Source organism: Paenibacillus sp. FSL P4-0176 (assembly GCF_037975265.1).
GTDB classification, from domain to species: domain Bacteria; phylum Bacillota; class Bacilli; order Paenibacillales; family Paenibacillaceae; genus Paenibacillus; species Paenibacillus amylolyticus.
The window spans coordinates 882,369-904,507 of sequence record NZ_CP150242.1 but is presented as its reverse complement, the minus strand read 5'-3'; the positions used below and the strand labels follow the sequence as shown (position 1 = coordinate 904,507).

Annotated in this window: 19 protein-coding genes and 1 pseudogene; 3 read left to right on the top strand and 17 right to left on the bottom strand. The window is 45.2% G+C overall.

Features of this window, described 5'->3' with window-relative positions; translation table 11 throughout:
- Positions 1-116 precede the first annotated feature (116 nt).
- On the top strand, positions 117-1,055 hold the full coding sequence (locus tag MKY95_RS04165) for a 2-dehydropantoate 2-reductase N-terminal domain-containing protein (protein WP_339197014.1): 939 nt from the start codon (positions 117-119) through the stop codon (positions 1,053-1,055).
- A gap of 332 nt (positions 1,056-1,387) precedes the next feature.
- Here the strand turns inward: MKY95_RS04165 and MKY95_RS04160 are convergent, their stop codons facing one another.
- The 15 genes from MKY95_RS04160 to MKY95_RS04090 all read right to left on the bottom strand — a co-directional run bounded on the left by MKY95_RS04160 (position 1,388) and on the right by MKY95_RS04090 (position 16,371).
- Positions 1,388-2,422, bottom strand: a complete 1,035-nt coding sequence (locus MKY95_RS04160; protein WP_339197012.1) for a hypothetical protein — start codon at positions 2,420-2,422, stop codon at positions 1,388-1,390.
- Between the two features lie 207 nt (positions 2,423-2,629).
- Complete coding sequence (locus tag MKY95_RS04155) at positions 2,630-3,583, bottom strand: class I SAM-dependent methyltransferase (RefSeq protein WP_051446948.1); 954 nt, start codon at positions 3,581-3,583, stop codon at positions 2,630-2,632.
- A 5-nt stretch (positions 3,584-3,588) separates the two neighbouring features.
- Positions 3,589-4,437 carry an FkbM family methyltransferase gene (locus MKY95_RS04150; protein WP_339197009.1) on the bottom strand — a complete coding sequence of 283 codons (849 nt, stop codon included), beginning with the start codon at positions 4,435-4,437 and terminating at the stop codon, positions 3,589-3,591.
- A gap of 40 nt (positions 4,438-4,477) precedes the next feature.
- Entirely contained in the window at positions 4,478-5,290 is an 813-nt protein-coding gene (locus tag MKY95_RS04145) for an ABC-2 family transporter protein (RefSeq protein WP_339197006.1), read from the bottom strand.
- A gap of 4 nt (positions 5,291-5,294) precedes the next feature.
- The gene (locus MKY95_RS04140; protein WP_017690646.1) at positions 5,295-6,104 is read right to left on the bottom strand and encodes an ABC-2 family transporter protein; all 810 of its coding nucleotides are present in this window, start codon (positions 6,102-6,104) and stop codon (positions 5,295-5,297) included.
- Complete coding sequence (locus MKY95_RS04135; RefSeq protein ID WP_339197002.1) at positions 6,082-7,086, bottom strand: ATP-binding cassette domain-containing protein; 1,005 nt, start codon at positions 7,084-7,086, stop codon at positions 6,082-6,084. Before MKY95_RS04135 ends, MKY95_RS04140 begins: the two co-directional genes overlap by 23 nt.
- Positions 7,087-7,118: 32 nt before the next feature.
- Entirely contained in the window at positions 7,119-8,297 is a 1,179-nt protein-coding gene (locus MKY95_RS04130; protein WP_036606037.1) for a radical SAM protein, read from the bottom strand.
- Positions 8,298-8,339: 42 nt separating this feature from the next.
- Positions 8,340-9,434 carry a radical SAM protein gene (locus MKY95_RS04125; RefSeq protein WP_036668363.1) on the bottom strand — a complete coding sequence of 365 codons (1,095 nt, stop codon included), beginning with the start codon at positions 9,432-9,434 and terminating at the stop codon, positions 8,340-8,342.
- Positions 9,435-9,461: 27 nt separating this feature from the next.
- Complete coding sequence (locus MKY95_RS04120) at positions 9,462-10,577, bottom strand: UDP-glucuronosyltransferase (RefSeq protein WP_339196998.1); 1,116 nt, start codon at positions 10,575-10,577, stop codon at positions 9,462-9,464.
- 44 nt (positions 10,578-10,621) lie between these two features.
- Positions 10,622-11,980, bottom strand: coding sequence for a hypothetical protein (locus tag MKY95_RS04115; RefSeq protein WP_339196995.1), 1,359 nt, complete (start codon positions 11,978-11,980; stop codon positions 10,622-10,624).
- On the bottom strand, positions 11,977-12,228 hold the full coding sequence (locus tag MKY95_RS04110) for an acyl carrier protein (protein ID WP_036668367.1): 252 nt from the start codon (positions 12,226-12,228) through the stop codon (positions 11,977-11,979). The genes MKY95_RS04115 and MKY95_RS04110 overlap by 4 nt, the downstream gene beginning before the upstream one ends.
- Before the next feature lie 13 nt (positions 12,229-12,241).
- Complete coding sequence (locus MKY95_RS04105; protein WP_339199901.1) at positions 12,242-13,171, bottom strand: NAD-dependent epimerase/dehydratase family protein; 930 nt, start codon at positions 13,169-13,171, stop codon at positions 12,242-12,244.
- Between the two features lie 389 nt (positions 13,172-13,560).
- Positions 13,561-14,616, bottom strand: a complete 1,056-nt coding sequence (locus MKY95_RS04100; RefSeq protein WP_339196992.1) for a hypothetical protein — start codon at positions 14,614-14,616, stop codon at positions 13,561-13,563.
- A 49-nt stretch (positions 14,617-14,665) separates the two neighbouring features.
- Positions 14,666-16,159, bottom strand: a complete 1,494-nt coding sequence (locus MKY95_RS04095) for a class I adenylate-forming enzyme family protein (RefSeq protein WP_339196989.1) — start codon at positions 16,157-16,159, stop codon at positions 14,666-14,668.
- Positions 16,156-16,371: a phosphopantetheine-binding protein gene (locus tag MKY95_RS04090; RefSeq protein WP_164783195.1), complete on the bottom strand. Its 216-nt coding sequence runs from the start codon at positions 16,369-16,371 to the stop codon at positions 16,156-16,158. Before MKY95_RS04090 ends, MKY95_RS04095 begins: the two co-directional genes overlap by 4 nt.
- Positions 16,372-16,619: 248 nt before the next feature.
- Here MKY95_RS04090 and MKY95_RS04085 point away from each other — a divergent pair.
- Positions 16,620-16,772 (top strand): annotated as a pseudogene (locus tag MKY95_RS04085) (IS256 family transposase); the annotation flags it as partial.
- A gap of 851 nt (positions 16,773-17,623) precedes the next feature.
- Here the strand turns inward: MKY95_RS04085 and rlmD are convergent.
- The gene (gene rlmD / locus MKY95_RS04080; RefSeq protein ID WP_339196986.1) at positions 17,624-19,432 is read right to left on the bottom strand and encodes a 23S rRNA (uracil(1939)-C(5))-methyltransferase RlmD; all 1,809 of its coding nucleotides are present in this window, start codon (positions 19,430-19,432) and stop codon (positions 17,624-17,626) included.
- Between the two features lie 526 nt (positions 19,433-19,958).
- Positions 19,959-20,840, bottom strand: a complete 882-nt coding sequence (locus MKY95_RS04075) for a diacylglycerol kinase (protein WP_017690659.1) — start codon at positions 20,838-20,840, stop codon at positions 19,959-19,961.
- A gap of 525 nt (positions 20,841-21,365) precedes the next feature.
- Here MKY95_RS04075 and MKY95_RS04070 point away from each other — a divergent pair.
- On the top strand, positions 21,366-22,082 hold the full coding sequence (locus MKY95_RS04070; RefSeq protein WP_339196983.1) for an NPP1 family protein: 717 nt from the start codon (positions 21,366-21,368) through the stop codon (positions 22,080-22,082).
- The last annotated feature ends 57 nt before the right edge of the window (positions 22,083-22,139 follow it).

Here is a 22,139-nt window from a genome sequence, read left to right as displayed (position 1 = left end):
CGACAGATATTAAAAATCTGATGGTTGATGACCGTATAGTGAATCAATACAATAATATTATACAACACGTTGTTGGATCATCAACAAGGATGAATATTGATTATTAGGAGGCTAAGATGAGAATTTTATTTTTCGGTAGAGGTGTAATATCAACCCAATACGCGTGGGCTTTCGAAAAGGCAGGCCACACCGTTGAGTTTTACGTTAGAAAAGGGAGAAAAGAAACCTTCGGAAGTCATATAGCGCTTGAAATGTGGGACGCACGAAGAGCGAAACGGTTAATCAAGGAAAACTGGAAAGTCAAGCTGCATGAGGAGATAAGCCCAAATTACGATCTTATTATTGCGAGTGTCAACACGAAACAACTTCCCGAAGCAGCACAATTACTATCGACTACCGCGGGTAACACCCCGATCCTTATTTTCAATAATATTTGGCAGGATTTAAAATCATCGATCTTGCCCTTGTCTATGAACAATGTTGTCTTTGGTTTCCCAGGAGCAGGAGGCGGCATTGAGGACAATAAGCTTAGGGGCGGCTTCTTAAAAACGATATTTCTGGAAAAACCACGTGTAGGCACGGAACAGATAAACAACAAGGTCAAAGAACTATTTGAAAGCGCCCATTTTAAAATCAATTGGATAAAGGATATGCAAAGCTGGCTATGGAATCACTTTGCCGTGAATGCGGCGATGGAGACCGAGGTGTTAAAACGGGGAAGTTTTCCAGCACTTATGAATCATCGTGACTCATTCGCAAATGTTGGTAAGAATATGCGGGAAATGGCACCTGTACTTAAAGCAAGAGGCGCAAAGATGGACGCGATTACTCTACTGTTGACCAAAATTCCATCAGCACTTCTCGGCACGCTGTTTAACAAGGTTATTTTTGCAAAGGGCAGCTTACCGCGACTTTTCATTGAATACAACAATAGTAAAGCCGGTTTTGCAGTACTTGAAGTTGTGAGAGAAGCAAAAAAGTTAGGTATACCTTTGCCACGCCTTACCTTGGCATTAGAAAACATTGAACAACACACAGCTATTAAAAACGGATAAACTGAAAAATTGGATATTGTTCAGACCAACATCAACTCTACTAATGGTTATAACAACTATAGCCCGAGCTTTAGAAGCTTCGGGCAAAGTAATTTATTAAAACAGGTAAATGTAGCTTCAAAACACTACACCCTAACCAACATCGCTACACTCTCCACATGACTAGTGTGCTGTAACAAAATCAAAACAAAAAACGGCATCTCTGCCGTTTGTGTTTAAAGTGTTGATGCAGACGGCGGCGGCTCTGTTCGCGGCGGTTTTCATACGATGAAAAGACACTTGCACAGTATGCCTGTTGATGTGGCTCAGTTCTAGCAATATTAGATGTGATTTTACCTGAAAGCCTTTAACATTAAAAATAATTGATTATGAAAATGCACTTCATTCGTATATATTTTTGTAAATAAACCAATGCACTTGTCTATGATTTCCCCAGTGAGCTTTTGGGACATGATGGCTTTATTTGAATAGATCCTTACTGTCTTCCAGTCATGAATAATTTGGTCCAATAACGGGTCAAGCGTATGTTTTGCATTGATATGATCAATGTTGTACTTATAGAGAGTATTTAACCTGTATTTCTCAGAACATTTTCTATAAATAGTACTGCTCAGTGTTTCGATAATCGTTTCATTTTTTATAATGAGCTCGTAATTTTCTGCCAACAACAGTATATTATTCAAACTTTCCGTTATTTCATTTTGATACCTGCACATATTTTCTACGAATGTATTGATGGTTGTGTGTGCTAAATTCTTATTGTTCAAGATCTCATGATTACCGGGGGGCACTAGCGCATATTCCCAAAAGTAGTCTGGCATCTTTACGTGTTCCGAAGTCATACATGACCATTTAAATTCTGAAAATGGCAGAGAATATTGTCTGTATTCTGTAATATCATCAACCGTATATATTTCCTCGTTCGTAAGATTGAAGCCATAGACAAAAACAGGGTGCAGTCCATGTTTTTTGTTATAGTAAAAGTCTCTCCCGCGTTGATAAAATAAATCAATAAATATGGAAATCGGATGACCACTAGAAATAGAGTTTAGGATCTCATCTTGTAACGTATCTAGTTCAGGGGATTTTTTACGAATAGAGATCCCCATTTCTTCAAGGATCTGATCTCCCTCCTCAAGATCCAACACCTCTAACTTGAAATATCCTCTTGTTTGTATTTTTTGTTTATCAAATCTATAAATACTAATAACATTATTCAAAATCGGCAACTCATCTTTTTTAAAATATCTGGCAAGCGTTAACAACAAATTGTAGCCGCAATTAAAATAAGGAAAATTATGATGAGGATACATTTTTGTCATGCCGTCGAAGGGCTGAAAGGTGTCCAGGGAAATAATTTCTTCCATAAAATATTTCTCCTATACTAGGACGTGTCTTGAAACCTCTGAAGTGCATCTTTTACCGCCTTTTCGCCCCCTGCTACGTCACTTTCCCTTGACGTGCCCCGGCACACCTGCGGAAAACTTCCTTGCTTGGAACGAAAATCCAGCAAAATCTGCCGCCTTCAGCGTTTTCAGACACGCCCTAAAATTATTGTTGATATTACGGCTATATTACCTCTTAACAAGGTTCATCATACGGTATTGCCGCGTTCCAGCCTTCATCTCTTCATATTTCTTCGAGCCGGGCAATGCGATGAATTCATTGATATCTCCGATATTCGTGCTCGCTTTGGCGTTGCTCGCAATCCCTTGTGTGCCAGTACGCTGCTTCGCACTCTCATCACATGATAGAAGAACATTCGAAGTCACATCCTGATTGCGGATTACAGACAGGCCTGCTTCCTCTAACAGCCTGATGTTCTGCGCTACCTGATCTCCCAGCATCAGCTCCGTATACAGAAATACGCCGCCAACTCTCATTATCCGGTACACCTCTTCATAGAATCGTGATCGGTTCGGATAGGCATGTGCGGATTCTATATTTAACACCACATCGAAGCTCTCGTCTGCAAACGGTATATTCTCCGCATCGCCGACGAGATACAAAGATTCACCCCCTCGGGATTTGGCATTGCAATAGGCAATATTCGCCGGGCAGATGTCGAGACCGACAATAGACAGCGGCTTGAAATATTTAGACAGAGCTGCTATGTTTCCTCCCCTGCCGCATCCGATGTCGATCACCTGCCGCTCCCGAATCGCCGTCCTGCCCACTGTCTCAAGCAGCAGCTTGACCGAGTTTCTATTCCATGCATCGTCGGGCTCGATCACTGCATGTTGCTCATTCCCGTGCGGGACGTAACCATAATTTAAGAAGGTTGCGAATCGGCCTATACCGGACAACGCAAGAGAGTGCGAAATCTCGCTATAATCCCGAATTTCAGCCTCTTTCCGGTTCCATTCGGAAGGGTGGACAAACTGCTCACGCCGGTCGAGCATCGATACATAACGGTCATCGTTCGTATATACCGCATCGCAGCTGCAGCATTGCAGCAATGCCTCCGACTGGACCAGCACGCCCTTGCAGCTGGAGCATACCAACCTTGCATGTAGATGTTGTAGCATGACTATCACCCAGCCGACGTATGCATTTGATTCAACGCGTACACATTATAATAATTTGGTATATTCAAATCTGCGTAGTAATCGATCACGGCATAGAAGCCGTTGGTTTGGAAGATGTTCTCGAGCCTGCTGATCTGCTCTCCGTCCAGTCCGTGTACCTCCATTACAATTTGCCTGATTTTGCCCCAATCTTCCGGTTCGATTCCTTCCAGCACCTCGAACTCACTTTTTTCCACGTCGATTTTGAGCAGATCAATTTGGTTCAGATCATAAAAACGGATCATTTCGGATATCGTAGTTAGCTTGCAACGATAGATTTGTTCATTCAGAAGCTTCGGCGACATAAGATGATCGACAAAGCGGTTTAGCATTCGCCGGTCAGCGAAATTATCTTCGTAATGGTTGATTAACCCGTATCGGAGATCCTGATCGTGGTTCTCCCTGTATTTGATCTGGACAGAGTCCGTGGACATCGTAGGAAAATAGGCAAACTCCGCTTCCTTGATCTCATTGGAAAGCCCGACGTTAACCGTCGTTACGCGAGGCAGCGAGCTCGTATTCATCTTCAAGAGTTTAAACGTCGGAGGCAGTGGCTCAAAGGCATACACCCTGCAGTCGCTCTTGCTGCTGACATATAGGCTGAACATGCCGATATTAGCCCCGACGTCCAGGACCGTGCCATGATCCGGAAGCGTAATACCGTGCTTGAAATACATCTCCTTGTGGAAAATCTCGTTGTAGAGAAACTCGGTCTCTCCTTCGTTGTTTTGATAGATTTCAATCCCGTTGTGCAGCCGTTTCTTTGTAATGGCCTCTGTCTGCAATGGATGACGCTCATGCTCCGTCTTGCTCATTCAATTCACCTTCTCAACAATTTGTTTGTAGGGCATTTCTCTAACTGCTGGCGCTTTCATAGCGTTTGACGGCCAGCTTCCAGAACAGCCTGACCACTAGAAGCGATATAACGGGAGCTACAAAAATCCATATCCCAAGGAACAAGTCCAATCGATCGATCAAATAAACCGACGGCATGTTGGTGATGAACAAGATCGGCACAACATACAGCCCTATTCTCCGCAGCCATTTGGGGTATATGTACATCGGCATATTGTTCAAATCCCAACATTTGTCGAGTATTTCGAAGATCGAACCGGACTTCACCGTCCAAAAGGCAAGGATTTGCGGAAGTAGAAGCACCGAATAGGTCACGATCGTGCTACTCAAGATCACGCCGATATATCCGGCCACGTGGATCAAGCTTGGATCGATGTCAAGACGCCGCCAAGCCAGTACGATCATCGTGATCCCGGCGATCAGGTTCGGGATCGGAAACGCGAAGTTAACGTGCCGGAATGAAATCATGAACTGCAGCGAAAGCGGCTTCGTCATATACAAGTCCAGCGTCCCGTTGCGGATATGGCCGGCGAATCTATAAAAGTTATCCATAAACAGTCCTGTATAGATTGCGATCATAATCGTATAGGTCCCCGTGAAGATCAACATCTGGTCAGGAGAAATGCCATTGATTTCGATCCCGAGCTGGAAAACGAACAAGATATAGATCAGCTTGGAAAACAGAAATACGGTCTCCATGATCAAACCGGAGTAGAAATTCGCTTTGTATTCCATGTAACCGACCAAGCTGTTCTTTGCGAAAATAAAGAACATACGTACATGCTTCCGAAACTCCGTCAAGCTGATACTCACAGATTTAACCTCCAACGGCTACATATTTCCTCATCCCGGAATCCCACGACAACTTCGAAATCATCATAAGCACAATTACCCAGACCGCTTGTAAGAGGAGTCCGCGCACGATTTCATGAATCGCCATGCTCCCATTGATGATGTTAACCGGGAAGAATACGACATATTGAAACGGTAAATAGCTGGAGATTCTGGCAAACGTATCTCCGAAAATATTAAGCGGAAAGATGGCACCACTGAGCAGATAGACGCCTTGATTGAACGCGATATAAACGCCCCAAACCTCGGTAATGATGAACGCGAGAGCACTAATCGAATAAAAAAGCAGGAAGTTGATGAGCAGTCCGAACAGAATGCTGACCAGGAACATAACGATCTGCACCCCTCTAAGCTGAAACCCCCAAATCTGAGTAAAAACGATCATCAGTATGACGAATAAGACAAGGACGACCCCGATCTGGACCGTTTTCCCACCGAAAAAATTGCATATCCGATAGCTGAAATAATGAATGGGCTGAGCGATAAATTTGCTCAGTCCACCCGTCTTGATATCATTCGCGATTTCCCCTTCGAAGCCGGCAGAAACCAGCTTGGAGACGACGCCGGATAACACCGAATAAATGATGATCTGTGAATAAGTATAGCCATTAATAATCTCTTGCGGCGAACTGCGAAACACGGCCGTCCAGAGGAAGCATTGGACGAGAATGATGAAGCCGCCGCTGATGATACTCATAAAGAAATCGGTCCGATACTCCATCGCATTCTGAAGCGCAAGGATGTACGTCCTTTTATACTTCTGTAAGGCTTTCATGTCTGACCCCATCTTTCTGATACAAGCTTTCGATGCCTCGCTCGACAGGTATATCTTCAACTGTGAAATCGAGGATCGGGAACCGGTCCAGCATCATCTTGGAAAGCCGCTGAAGGTCATGCTTATCGATCTCCATGACGGCATTCATGCCGTCATGTTGCATGATAGCGCCATAGTCGCTTAGCGCTTGCCTCGGCACTTCGTCCGTAAATTGCAGCTTGATGATCTTTTTTGCATGAAACAGCTCGTTCACACGCCGAAGATCGCCGTCGTATACGATCTTCCCTTGATTGATGATGATTGTTCGTTTGCATAAATCCTCAATATCCGCCATATAGTGGCTTGTCAGAATGACCGTTGCTTTCGTCTGCTGGTTATAATACTTCAGGAACTCCCGAATGCGCTTCTGCGAAATCAGATCGAGTCCGATTGTAGGCTCATCCAGAAAAATCACCTTAGGCCGGTGGATGAGCGACGCAATTAACTCCATCTTCATCCGTTCCCCCAGCGAAAGCCTACGTACCTGAATATTGAGCAGATCTTTAACATCAAGTATCTCCGTAAGCTCATCCAGGACAAGGTTGTAGGGCTTATCCTCGACCTCATAAATGCATTTGTTCAGGTACAACGATTCGTTCGCCGGTAAATCCCACCACAACTGCGATTTCTGCCCCATCACGATCGAGAACTGCATCTTGAATTCTTTTTTTCGCTCCCAAGGGACATAGCCTAATACCGTCGCTTGCCCGCTTGTCGGATACAAGATGCCGGACAGCATCTTAAGCGTAGTTGTTTTGCCGGAACCGTTCGGGCCTAAGAACCCGACCATCTCGCCTTGCTCGATTACAAGTGATATTTCGCTAACCGCTTCTTTGATCAGTGATTTCCGCTTCACTAAATTTTTTAGCGATTTTTTGAAACCCAATTCTTTTTCGTAGTAATTGAAGCTTTTGGATAAGTGTTCCACTTGGATAATGCTCACTGGTTCACCTCATTTATGCTCATGTAGAATAGTTAAACACCGTGCAAATGCAAGACACTGCACTTGGAACATGCCGGTGTCAGTCGTTCATCCATCATTTCCCTTATCCTTCTGTAGGTCATGCCGTGCCATAATTCCTGTACGGACGCTTCATTTAATTTGCCGATCTCGAACTCCTTAAAAAATTTGCATGCAACAATCGTTCCATCGGGCGTAATATCCATCCGGTTCGAGAGAGCCAGGCACTTCTTGTTCATCGTGCCTTTACTCTTCACCTCTTTGCCGAGCACGAAATCTTCGATCTGGTCATAATCCAGATTCGGCTGGTAGCGTAAACGCATTTTCCAGACCCGATTATTCACCCGGTCCAACTCGCTCATCAAAGCAGGGATACGCTCCGGATCGAGCTTGTAGTTAAAGGCGTGCCAGCTTCGTTCGCCCTTGTGCTCGCTCGCCGGAAGGAAGTCGAACTTCTGGTCAAAGTAATCGTCCATTCCCTGCGTGCATTCGTCCGAGATGTACCACGGGAAGCAGACCATGACCATATCTACACCGACGTCCTCCAGAAATTCCAGCAGATCGTAAAGCTTGTCGGTCATAGCATCGTTAACGACGGTATGGATCGTAATTTTGCCCCTGAATCGGTTTTCCTTGCGCAGCTCGACTAGCATCCGAATAGCATCTATCGCCTTGTTGAATACCCCTTTGCCGCGAAGCGCATCATTCTCTTCTTCGAATCCATCAAGTGCAATGAGCAGCTCCAGATTGTCGGAGATTCTCAGCAAGGCATCCAGCTTTCGCTCGATCAGCATCGCGTTCGTGCAGATCGTCGTCTCGCGAGGATGGGCTTCAAGCAAATCGGCCAAACGGTCGAAATGGCTGTATACGAGCGGCTCGCCGCCCCAGATATAGAGTCTCGACTTGGCTGGTTCCGTCTCAAGGATCAGCTTCTCCAGCAGCCCGTAGTCGAGCTGTTCCCGCTGCTGCTCCGGTGTCATAAAGTGATGGTAGCCGGTGTCGTTCCATTGATAGCAATGCTTGCAGCGCAAGTTGCATTGGTTCGTCAGTTTAATCCCGACCGACTCTGGCAACGGTGTCGCGTAACCCGCTATTTTCTCCATGTTCCGCTTAGTTTCCACCGTATTCTTGATAGTACGTTTCAATATTTGCAAATCCTTTGGGGAATGTTTAATCTCTGATTTTGGATTCATATCAACACACCCTTCTTAAACTTATTAGGTCATTCACATGAATCAATAGATATAATACCTTGAACAAGCCGTACAAATCGGAAGCATATTTTTTTTCATATACGCGCGATAATCTTTGTACTTGTCACTACTCCAGATATCCAGCAAACTCTCTTCGTTCACGTTGCCGAAGGTCAAATCATAGAAGGCATGGCAGGGCGAAACGTCGCCCCTTGCCGTAATCTCCGCATAAACCCATGGAAGGGAGCACCGATTTCGTTTATCAGCCATCTGATGGAATTGCCCCGAGAAATAGTTACTCAAATTTTGTTCATCTATCGTCTTCGGATAGGTGATCACATGGATGCGGTTTTTCAAGCAATACGCTTTAACATTATTGAGCTGTCTCGTCAATTCCGGAATATCGATCTGGCTGAACGAACTGGTGTCCCGCCAGACCATCCCCTTGGCATAAGGAGCTTCATGCACGTCGAATTTGTCACTAAGAACCTCCACATATTGGGCATACTGCTCTTCCGTTGCATAGAGCTGCACTTCCATGCTGATATGGTCCAACATCGACAAGTCGATATGCTTAAAGAAAAATTCCTCAACGTACATATAGTTCAAGGGCGTAATGATAAAGGATACACCCATTTTCGGAAATTGCTTGCCCTTGCTTTCCCGAAGCTCATAAAGCTTCTCGATCCCCTTGATTACTTTCTTGAATACGCCTTTGCCTCTCTGCTTATCGTTGATTTCCTCAGGGCCGTCGAGCGACATCCAGATCTTATTTGGAGCAGTCTCGACAAGCATCTCGGCATGCTGCTCAAGCAATGTGCCGTTCGTGGGGAAGTCCGCTTTACTTCCATAGTGATTGATCATGGCGAGAATGTCGCTCAGCCAAGGGTACATCAGCGGCTCGCCGCCGAAGAAATCGTAATACGGCTTGCCCGGGCTGCACTCGACGATGATCTTTTTAATGAGATCCGGATCCAGATGCGCTAACGTTTTTTTGCTTTTGTAGGGCCCTTCGAGTCCCCACTCATAGCACATCTTGCATCGTAAATTACACTCCTCCAACAGCTGCATGACGATCCATCTCGGATAGCTTGTCTTTGTCTTATCTTGGACGACACTCAATTTGTTTACACTCATCGCATAACCCCCTCTGCCATTGGAATCTTACCCCTTCGTTAACGCGACTCTCGCACAATAATGATCCACATAATTCGTCCGTTCTCCGGGTCTGTTCATGATCGCTTGATGCATCTCCCTAAGGACCTCTACGGAAAAATCCATCTCCCGCCACTTCTCGTAGCGTATTCCGAACCCCAGTGATTCCCACAATTCCAAATTGCTAAGCTCGTGACTTCCGAACGGCTCCAGCAGAATAAGAGGGGTTTCGGATGCAAGCGAGTCGATTAATGTGCCCGCTCCCGGCTTGGCCACGATAGCCATCGCCTCCGAAGCGATATCGAATAACCAATGATGATCAACCTCAGCGGCGTATGACTTCGTGTCTTCTCCCGTTATTTCGATGTATGGCGGAAACTCGTGCAGGCCGTTCGCACTCTTCACCCATGCACACCATTCCGGATCATTCATCCAATATCGGTGATCGGGATCGGGCTTCGCTTCCTTCCAATCGTAAGCTATGATATCAAGCCCGAGGTTATGGCCGGCAAGCTCTGGAATTGTACTTTGATAAGTGCCCATCCCCCAGCCGCCGCCATGAACAACAAGCCGCCGCTTCCTTGAGTCGAAGGGCAGTGGCGTACGATGAAGAACTGGGATTTCGCATCGAATCTCCATCTTGTCAGTGTCATAGAGACAAGCATTGTAATAATACTCGTCATAGCGAGAGTGAAACTTCTTCAAGCTCTTCCAAGACGGGGCCAGATCTGAATCGACGTAGAGCAGGTCTACATGAATTCGATTCGGCAGCATCTTCTCCCTATACAAATCCAGAATATAGATCCAGTGTCCGGATAACGATATGAATTCGTACCGGTCTTCCGCTTTCCACGCCTCCAGCAATAGCTCGACCTGGGCATAATCAATGCTGTTGCGTATATCCATCGGCATTCGGGCCGATAAATTGGCAAGTGCGAAATTATTGTGGTAAGCCTTTCTGCTGTCTACAATATGTTCCATCTTGTCTTGCTCCAAATAGCTTTCGAACACGAGCACTTCCGTCGCGATATCCCTTTTCTCGAAATCACTTGCAGCTAACAGACCGGGAATATAGAAACCCAGACCGAAACCCGAGCATAGAATCGTCACTTTCCGCTTACCCATAAAATTTCTTCCTCCATTCATGGCTTTAAGCGCTTCGGACTGCATCAGCGGGCGATCTTGAAGGATAACGACGACAGCACCTCCTTAACCTTAGCGGTCAATCGTTCGTTATCCCATTCCCCCTGGATCAACGAATAATATAATCTGCCTTTCACCTGCTTATTCCGGATCCCCTTGCACTCGCTGACGACTTTGTTAATAAGGAGCGTATTCGCGCTTAACGGTAAAATACCGCATCCTCGATCAGGCTTATATAGAACACCCTCGCGGTCCAGCGATTCAAGCAATTGATCGAATGATACATCGCATGCAAACTGTAAAGTCGCATGCGTCATGCTCCCGGCCGTGTCGTGCTTCTTCAGGTAGCGGTCAACGTAATGCTTGATCAGACTCATCGATCTTCTTGCATTCACCTCAACAATCGGAACGATGCGGCCGTCTGTCAACAGCATAGAATCGACGCATACGTCGCCGTGATAACCCGACAGATAAAGCTCGCGAGCCGCCCGTTTCATTACATCAAAATACTTCGCTTCCTGCAGCATATGAAGCAACCTATCGTCTGCTGTATAGGAGCCTTGGTAAGCGAAATTGTGATTGACCAACTGCTGCACTGAGATATGTCGGTAAGTGCCGTCCGGATCGATGTGGAATTGGCAAGAAAAATCCAATTCCTTGCGGAGGAACGGCTCAATAATAAACCGAACCGTTTTTCCCTTGCTGCACTGATCGGCGACATAGGATGTGACTCGCTGAAAAATCGCTTCCGACTCGATCAGCAAATTCCCTTTCCCGGATACCCCAAACTCATCTTTGATCAGGAAAGGTCCTTGATTCAGCAAAGTCAAGCCGCTTTCCAGCAGCTCTTCGGGAGAATAGACCGTCTGGCTGTCACACCGAAGATCAAGGCGACGGTTCAATTCGGTTGAATACAGCTTCGAATTGACAGTCTGAACCGTTTCGATAGCTGGAAAATCCTGTTCCAGCCCGTAACGCGCTGCAGTACGATCTACCCCCGGAATGATGGCAAAGGGCGACAACCGGGCGCCGTCCAGCAAGTAGAGATCCATATCACCCATTCGATCGGCTGATGTGAGCAGGTCGAATATATTGGCGGTTCTGCCTACGCTTCCTACATCAGGACTCTCGAGATCGGTTGAATTGGAAAGAAATTTAAATCCGATCTCATGCAAATACTCTTTATGGCACACGTTCATTCGATAGCGAGTAATGAGCCTATCCTGCGCCTCGCAAAATGGGAAGAGCAGCTCATCCATGGCCATCACGATATTCTCCATTTCAGGATCGTGAAACGACGGCAGTTTGGCTAGATTAGGGTCGCGCCAGAAGCGTTCCGCGTCAAATGTCCCGATAATGAGCTCGAACTTGCGTCTATCGTTCATACAGGCGCTGTTTTCTGCAGCTCCGAGATATAATTGCAGAAGGTCGTTACCGACTCCATAAGATTGAAGTCGAATTGTTCAAAATCGATTTCAATACCGAAACGCTCTTCCACCTGTAGTACAAAAGTAATTAGCTGTAAAGAGTCCAATCCCCCGTCTTCCATGATGTTCGAATGCTCGTTCAAACTGTTTGCCAGTTGGGCGTCTTCCTTGATTTCGCATATCATCGCTATGATCTGTTCTTGCATAGGTACCTCCCGTTTAATGGATATATTGACCCTGGTAATAATGGATCGTTCTAGCGAGTGCATCATGCAAACTGATCGCCGGTTCCCAGTCCATAATCGTCCTTGAAATGGTAATGTCCGGCTTCCTTCTCCTTGGATCGTCTTCCGGCAGCGGGAGAAACTCTAACTGCGCGTTGGACTTCATTAGCTCCTTCAATATTTGGGCGACTTCAAGTATGGTAACTTCCTCCGGATTCCCCAAATTGACTGGCTGTTCATACGTGGTGATCAGCAGTCTCACAATCCCTTCCAGCAAATCGTCGATATACTGAAAGCTTCTCGTCTGTCTGCCGTCGCCATAAATCGTAAGGTTTTGCTTGGACATGATTTCATTAATGAAATTGGTAATGACGCGTCCGTCATGTAAATCCATCTTCGGGCCGAATGTATTGAAGATCCGAATGACCCTTACCGGTATACCGTATTTCCTGTTCATCCAGTAGGTAATCGCCTCTGCATACCGCTTCGCTTCGTTGTAGCAGCTTCTTGCTCCAACCGAATTCACGTTGCCATAGTAGCTTTCCGGCTGAGGGTGAACAGTTGGGTTACCGTAGATCTCGCTTGTTGAAGCCAAGAAGAAAGCAGCCTGCTTTTCTTTGGCAAGATACAGCAGATGCATCGTCCCTTCGCTGTTGACCCTCATCGTTTCGATCGGATAGGACAAATATTTGGGTGGACTGGCAGGACTGGCAAAATGCATCACCCAATCGACAGGGCCTTCAATTGCGAGCGGATAAATGACGTCATGCTCGATAAACTTGAAATTGGGCGACCGTAAGAGATTGTCTATGTTGACAGTAGACCCGGTCAGAAAATTATCGACGCCGATAACGGTATGGCCTTCCCGCAGCAGCCTCTCGGCAAGGTTGGAACCGATGAAGCCTGCGACTCCTGTTAATACAATGAATATTATGATCCCCCCCCTTGCTTAAGGTTTGTGAAACCACTATTAATTCAATCGAACAGATATGGTTCTATGCATGAATCACAAGATGTTGGGTCAAATACCAGGAGAGATTCTTGAGGTGAGTGGATTCGCTGTGGTTGTGCCGGAAAAAAGCGCTTGAAGCAATGCGGATCGTTGAAAGACAAGAAAGCAATAGGCTGTCAGCAAACGGAATCTTTAAGACAAGAGCAACGGTTTGGCTTACTCAACACGCTGTCTCCCAACGATTATAATCCCGGCATCACTCCTTCCATAAATATGCCCGGATCACCACGGGCTTCGCGCTAAGGCTTCTATTCGGGTGCAAGAAGAGATATCCACAACTGACATCATCTGCTCCCTCAACATTACTGAATAGCTACCTTCTTCAGCCATCGTTCAAGGAATATGGATTCTTCATTTTCTATATTCGTAATCAGCGTTTGTAAACTTTCGGAAATACTCGTATCCTTTGTCAAATTATATTTAATCGCTAGATTCACAAGGATTTTTGCTTTAAGTTCAATAGCTGTGAATTCATCTATATGCTCTTGATTTGATTCAATTAAATGCTGATTATCGTACAAGTACTTGAGTCTTAGCGTCATTATCTTCTTATGATCATAAAGTAAATGAAAGGGTCTTATATCAAACATAACCTTATGTTCCAATGTCTCTTTCGCATAATTTAATAGAGTTGTGTATATTTGCATGCCGAAGTCAAGATTATCCCTGTCGCCCCCATAGTTGAACATCTCCCAATACTCCGGTGTTTGCTTAGTGAAATAATTTCTTATAGAATTCACTAGGGTATCTGCACTGAATTTATCCTGATATTGATCATTGAATGTATACAGATAAACCATTTCTCTAAGGTAATCATGATTGGTTGTTAGATGATTTGTGTCGAACGCAAGATTGAAATCATTAAATGATATCTCAGCCTGACTATACACCCCGTTCTTAAAAAAATCGGAAACATACAACATCTCTCTATCCAAATCATAGCCGTAAACAAATATGTCATGATGCAATTGAAGTTTATTGTAGCGATCGCTTAGGGGCACGTAGAAATAATTGATCATGGTGTGGACATAGTTATTAGCATTAATATTTTCTATCATAAAATGAATAACAGAGTCCCATTTAGTTGTTACAGTATCTCTATGTATCTTTTGAGTAGTAATCCATTTGCACGCATCCGAAGGCCGCAGCTCATAAGTCAGAGGGAAATAAAAATCTCCCCAATGATGTTTATAATCTTTGTTAATAAATAATTGAATATAATTGCTAAATATCCATGGGTGTGCGCACTCGTAATGGGTAAGTATGGACAAGAGATGAGCATGTTGCGTATAGGTTGTAATCATCGGATAACTGACCGGCAATATTTTTCTGCCTAACGTTTGAGTTGAATTCTTCAACCTTTCGTTCACCCCTCGTTATCTGGTTAAATAGCTTAAGGATTTCGAATCAGTATATCTCATTTAGCAATAAGCGCTTCGTGCTTGCCCTGTCCAGTTTTCCTGTTTTTGTTTTTGGAATGTTATCGATAATCCTCCATTGTCTAGGCACTTTATACGTTGACAAATGCAAGTTGCAATGTCGTGTCAGTGCCTCTATATCGATCAGGCATTCATTAAAAACTTTCAGAAATGCGATAGGCACTTCGCCTAACAGATCATCGTGTACACCAACAACCATGACCTCCTCCACTTCTTTCAAGCCGTACAAAAATTCCTCGATTTCTTCCGGATAGATATTGATACCGCCGGATATAATGATATTCTTCTTTCGGCCTGTGAGTATAAGACACCCTGATTCATTCCAATATCCCAAATCTCCTGTCTTTAACCAACCCTCAACAATGGTAGCGTTCGTTAACTCCGGGTTTTTGTAATAACCAAGCATCACATTCGGGCCCTTGACCCAAATTTCTCCGATAGCCGCTCCTTCAACCTCATTCTCTTCTTCGTCAACAAGACGAATAGAAACGTCATTTATGGGTGATCCACAGGATAGGCAGCGCTCTCCCCGTTCCATCATGGTCACCCGCGGAGAAGCTTCGGTCAATCCATAGGTTTGAATAATGTCCGCGTGAGGAAATACAGTCTGAAGATGGTCTACTAATTTCGCGGGAATCGCCGCACCGCTAATTACAATAAATTCAATGGAATCAAAGGCACTCCAGTTCTTTGTCTGATGGAAATCGGAAACAAAGTGCATCAATTGCGTAGGCACCGCTGAGAATCCCGTGACCGCCTTATTCTGAAACAGTTTAAACGCTGTGCGCGGCAGCAAGGGCAAGCTGATAAGTTTAATTCGGGTTCCATATAGCATGCAAGAAATTAATTGCGTGACAATCGTAGAACTGAAATGAACGGGCATCGTTACAAGAAATGAATCTTGATCCGTATACCCCACCTTTCCGCCATGTGCCAAGGCATTTGTTAATACATTCCAATGGGACAACATAACGATTTTAGATTTTCCGGTTGTGCCCGATGTAGGAAGGAGAATCGCACATTGATTGGGATCGGACTGATTGGTTAACGAGATCGATTCAAACGAAGGCATTGGTTCTTGCGATAAATCCTGAGCGGTAACCCAAGGAATGTCGCAATTTAAATGCGCAGGCTGTGCATATTTGCTGATAACCAATTTGGCGTCACTGGCATTTAAAATATTTTCAATTTCAGTATTGGATGCCGAATAAGGAACCGGTACTAACACATAACCGCAGAATTGAATGCCCAGCGCCGCAATAATGAACAAGGGCTCATTATTTGTGTATAATGCAAGATGACTTCCGGACTCAAGTTCAAAATTTTTGTGGATATATAAAGAAATCAAGTAAGCTTCTGTCATCACTTCTGCGTAAGTCCATTGCTGCTTTAGATCTTCAAGGATAATATGATCTTGGCGATCAGAGGCCTCCAGAAATAGACGCTGAATGATAGTCATCATAGCGTTTTCACAGTCAAATAATTAAGGATTAATCCAGCCGTGGAGAACTTCTCAAATAACAGATCTTCATCAGGGATCGAGATGTTAAACTTCGATTCCATTAAAACAATAAGCTTGATGAAGCCTACTGAATCGATCCCTTGGTCCAACAAACGGGTATCGTGGCCTTCCGGATACTCGATGTCCAGCTCAGCAAAAATTTCATCTCTCAAGATAGATTCTATTGATTTAGACATCATATTCCCCCGTTAGATAATCTTTAGAAAGGCTGATTAAAGAGGATAGTATACGTGATGAGCAAGTGAAAGTGATTTGAAGAAAAAAAAGTTCATAACGATGTACAAGGTGAATTTGCACTGAAAGAGTTGTTTGCATAGTTGTATGCAGAGATTCTGCAATTCATGCTGGAGGCGGAGTATGACACGATGCAGGAAATAAAAAGCTTGACGCGAAGAGTACAACGACGGAAATAATTGAGGGTTACCATCGTCAACATCGCAAAGCCAAAGAAAAAAGCATTTTCCCAAGCAATGAAGCGTTGCTGAAAATGCTCTACAAAACTACGATGAATGTCACTCGTAAATGGACAGTGCGTGTACAAAACCGGGAATAAGTACCCATCAAATCTCCATTCTCTTCCTCGAAGGGATTGAACTATATTGCGTAAAGTTTTGCTTGGTAGCGTTTACACCAGTAGATTTACAGCACCAAGCGCCCGATATATTTAATATAATTACAAATATACCAATTGTCAACAGTTTTGAAAAAGCCCGTTGATGCCAAGGAGATGTTCAACGCATGCTGTGGGGCTGTCAAGAACGAACGTCAATCATTTAAGGAGAACGGCTCGACTTCAAACTGGAATCGCTCATGAACACGATACAGAATCACGTGTATCAGCGTCCAAAGCTGAGTTCATGAAGTTTGCCTCGCTTTGACGTCCAATCGAAATCAGTTATAACTCTAGCACATGGGTAAACACGGTTTCCAGTAACCTCTTTCATCCGTTCGGAAAGAAAGAGGTTACTGGTACGAAAGTATGGCTGTTGGCCAGCGGCGAGCCACATGAAGATGATATTTTCACGAACCGCCCTACAAGGCTTCTCTACCCACATTTGGCTACAAGCGTGATGATAAGAAGCTTCTACTTGATGAGATCTATGCCCCTATAGTTCAAGAAATTCCACCTCTATCTGTATTAGGTTTAGGGTGTGCACAAAATCAGTAATTACTTCATTATTATAGGTACAAAAAAAGGACACGGAAGAACAACTCCGTGCCTATATAAAGCAATTATCCCGCTTCACCGAACTTCAAATTGAAGGTCAACAAGTCTTTAAGCAGGCACTTCAAAGACTTATTCAAAAAAATTGAAGTTATTAAAGACGGTTCAATCAAAGCCATACATTATATATTTCCTGTCCTCAATCCATAAAGAAGTTGGAACAACAAGAGGCGTAGGAATTAATCCTGCCCCTTCCATTTTAACATCGCCACCGATTCCACATGCACCGTATGCGGGAACATATCCACCGGCGTTACCTCAACCGTGCGATAGCCGCCATCTTCCAACACACGAAGATCACGTGCCAGCGTACTCGGATTACAACTCACGTAAACCACGCGTTCCGGCTTCATCTCCAGGATGGTATCGAGCAAACGCGGGTCGCAGCCTTTTCGTGGTGGGTCGACAACGATGACGTCAGCTTCGATGCCTTGTTCTTTCCAGCGCGGAATAACGTCCTCTGAGGCACCAACTTCGAACTTGACGTTGCGCATCTCGTTCAATAGAGCATTGCTCCGCGCATCTTCGATCGCTTCAGGCACGATCTCTACCCCGTACACCTGATCCGCATGTTGCGCGAGGAAAAGAGAAATCGTACCGATGCCGCAATAGGCATCAATTACTGTCTCTTTGCCGCTCAGTCCTGCGTACTCTACCGTTTTCCCATAAAGTACTTCCGTCTGCACCGGATTTACCTGATAGAACGAACGGGCAGAGATCGCAAACTGTACATCACCGATATAATCATAGATTACATCACGGCCCCACAGGACGCGGGTCTCATCGCCAAAGATAACGTTGGTCTGTTTCTTGTTCACGTTCTGGCAGATACTCGCTACATGCGGAATCGCTTCACGGATACTGCCAATCCATTCGTCTTTGTACGGAATATCTCGACCATTGGTGACCAGAACAAGCATCATCTCGCCTGTACGGAACGCCTTCTTCACTACCACGTGACGCAGCAAGCCACGACCTGTCTCTTCGTTATATGCACTGATTCCAAAATGGCTGCCGATCTCCTTAACCTTTGCAACCACTTCGTCATTGTGTTCGTGCTGAATGAGGCAGCTCTCCATATCGATGATCCGATGGCTTCCTTTAGCGTAAAAACCACCTACCAGACCACCCTCTGCTGCTCCAATCGGCACCTGTGCCTTATTCCGATAGCGCCATGGCTCGTCCATACCCATCGTAGGCAGTACACGAATGCCCTGCTCCGTATCTTCTTCGTTCATGACACCTTCAAGGCGAAGTCGAATACGATTGCTGCCGATCATTTGTACTTCAGAAGTAGCCAGTTCAGTTGTCTTATTCGCATTTTGTTCCAACCGTTCCGCCAGCTTCTCCTCACCAACTGAAGCGTCATCCTGCACACGCTGTTCAGCGCCCTCTTTATCATCCTGCACGTTGGATGCCAGCGTTTCCGCATCTTCCACCATCACGTTCAGCTTGCCAATACGTTGCAAATTATCTACGACCAACTGGCGTTTCCACGCAAGCTGTCCGGCATAGCTCATATGCTGGATCTGGCAGCCGCCACACTGATCATAGATCGGGCATGGCGCGGACACACGATCCGGGCTTGCTTTCACGATTTCCAGCAGTTTGGCGTAGCCATACTGCTTCTTGGTTTTCATCACACGCACACGCACGGTTTCACCTGGAAGCGCACCCTGCACAAAGAGCGTGTATCCATTCGCACGACCTACACCCTCACCGTCATGGTTCATGCCAATGATGTCGATGACGGTCTCTTCATTTTTACTAACGGGCAGCCCTTCGATTGGTGCAGATTCACGCGCTCTCCCCTTTGGACGAACGGCAGAAAGAGATGCGCCTTGTGGCCGCACCTCTTTTCCCTGCTGACGTGTAGATGGACGAGATGATTGACTTGGCTGACGGGACGCTGAAGCGTTCCCTTGCCCCTGAGAGGCAGCCGAATTCCGGCGGTTTTTTCCACGACCGCTGCGGTTCGTATTAGACAACGTACATTCACTTCTTTCTTCTTATATAGTATCACATCAAAAAATAACGTTCCGAATTTCTAATGAACTTCAGAAACGTTATATCAAGTTCGGATGGTGTTTCCCGACCTTTTTCGGTCATTTTCTCCAAAATAACGACGCTGAGATTCGTTAGATTCGCAGATTCAGCGATTTCGCCACATTAAGGCTTTCTGAGTTCGTTAGCCCCCAGCCGACACTCGATCAAACTGTTACATTCATCACGGTGTACCACCATGGCAGTACCATCGAACTAAACCAGCACTTTTAACCTTCACTGTTCACGTTCACTCGATCACCACAATCCGCCCTGTATCAGCTCAACGTTTGGTGACCACATGAGATTATACGCGATCCCACTGTACACAGCAACTGGAAAATGCACTTCCATCACGCCTTACGGCAGAGCTGAATCCAACTCTCCTCACCACTTGTGCGATGCTATACAACAACCACTGCGGCATTAACGCTTTCCGCAAGCGACCACATTCTCCGCCAAGTGCCAAGTTTAACGATACAACATCAGATGATGACGCAAATTCGTAAACGTAGCTGGCAATGTGCCGCCCAACTCTCCATCGAGATTCAATTGTACATATCCCGGGGACGTAACTTCCATATGACTCGTCTGGAAATGAACCACTTTCTTGTCGTTCAGATGCTCCCCACGCAGCGCAAGCGTTACGAGGCGGATCATATCAGCCAGATTACATTTGCGGACACCGATCACATCGAACAGACCATCATCAATGGTTGCACCTGGAGCCAACTTCTCAAATCCCCCGACCGAATTGGTATTGGCGATGAGGAATAACATGAATTCATCATGGATTTCTTCCTGACCGTCGGCGCGAATAATCAGCTCCTGAGGAGACAGGCTCGCCATTTTCTCAATACCCTTCATGTAATAGGCCAGTTGCCCAATCATCGTTTTCAGACGACTCGGTACTTCATAGGTCAGTTCAGTCAGTGATCCACCGCCGGCGATGTTGATAAAATATTTATCATTCGCTTTGCCCAGATCGAGCGGACGAAGTTGCTGGTTAATGACCAGATCCACGTAATCTTCCCACTGTCTCGGAATGCCGAGTGCACGTGCAAAATCATTCGTCGTTCCCAAAGGAAACACACCCAGCGGAGGACGGTTCTCCCGCTCGGCCATACCATTGATAACTTCATACAACGTGCCATCGCCACCAGCAGCAATAATCATGTCATATCCGCGTTCAATTGCCAGTTCAGCTTCCCGGGTTGCGTCACCTTCACCCGTTGTTGCGTGACATGAAGCTTCAATACCACCTTGATCCAAACGCTGCAAAATATCAGCCAGACGTTTCTTCATTTCTTCCCGGCCTGAGGTCGGATTATATATTAAGCGAGCTTTTTTCATCTCATACGCCACCTATTCCACATTATCCATGAGTCTAAACGACCTCATATTCTTACGTTGCATCAGTCCACAAAAGGGCATATTTTTTACACAATAATGAACTTGCGTTAATATTGCTCTAATCATTCGTATTACCTATATCTATGCATCAGGAATTCCGTCTCATGCCAAAGCCTTTAACTCCTATCATATCATCAAATGTAAAGATGTCCTAGCCTGTAATACATAAGTATATTTTAACATATCCATACCCACTAATCTGCCTATTACCCAATAAACCTCACGCACCGATCCTGAATCTTCCCCACTACCTTTTATGTAAAATAGTCTCATTAATCAACCATTCTGCCCGCTTGGATAGGAATTAGTCTTCGATTTCGATGATCTTCATATGATTATGACATAAATATGCTACAAATTTACAAATCTTAAGATGAAAAGATAAATAACATAAACCTTTTTCCAATATAGTTTTAGTGAACCCTCCACTTAGCACTACATCATACCCTTGAAGGAGATGTGTAAATGAAAAAAATCATGTTAATGCTCCTGGTCTTTCTTATGGCATGTATTCCTTGGGTCACCGTTGTTGAAGCAGCAGAAATCAATCATGATCAGGTTGTCGGATTTCAGGAAGTCTCACCAGTCACCGTAATGCAACAAGCAGCCAAGCGTTTTCAGCCGTTTTTGAAGGTCTATCATGGTTGTGTGCCTTTTCCCGCAGTGGATCAACAGGGCAATACCAGCGCTGGCTTGAATACGTCCGGGTCATCGAATGGGAACTGTAGCTCAAATACAGGGCAGATCTACTCCCGCTCCGCATGGCACAATGGGGTGTGGGCTATCATGTATTCGTGGTATTTCCCCAAAGACTCCCCTTCCTCTGGACTCGGCCATCGTCATGATTGGGAAGGAATCGTCGTGTGGGTCGATAATCCGGCAGCTGCCAATTCCAAAATCCTCTCTATCGCATATTCTGGTCACGGCCAGTTTACCAAAGTTACACCGAGCAATAACAATACACAAGGTAACCATCCGTTGATTTCCTATAATAGTACCTGGCCGCTGAACCATGAGCTCGGCGTCACCAACGCTGTTGGGGGAACACAACCATTAATCGGATGGGACGATCTGACTTCTGCGGCACGAAATGCACTCAACACGACAAACTTCGGTAGCGCCAACGTGCCTTTCAACGATAACAATTTTACCAACAATTTAAATAAGGCCTGGTTCAGATAAAAAAATCCCCTTCAAGTGGCAGCTCACTTGAGGGGGATTTCGTTATGAAGTTATCGT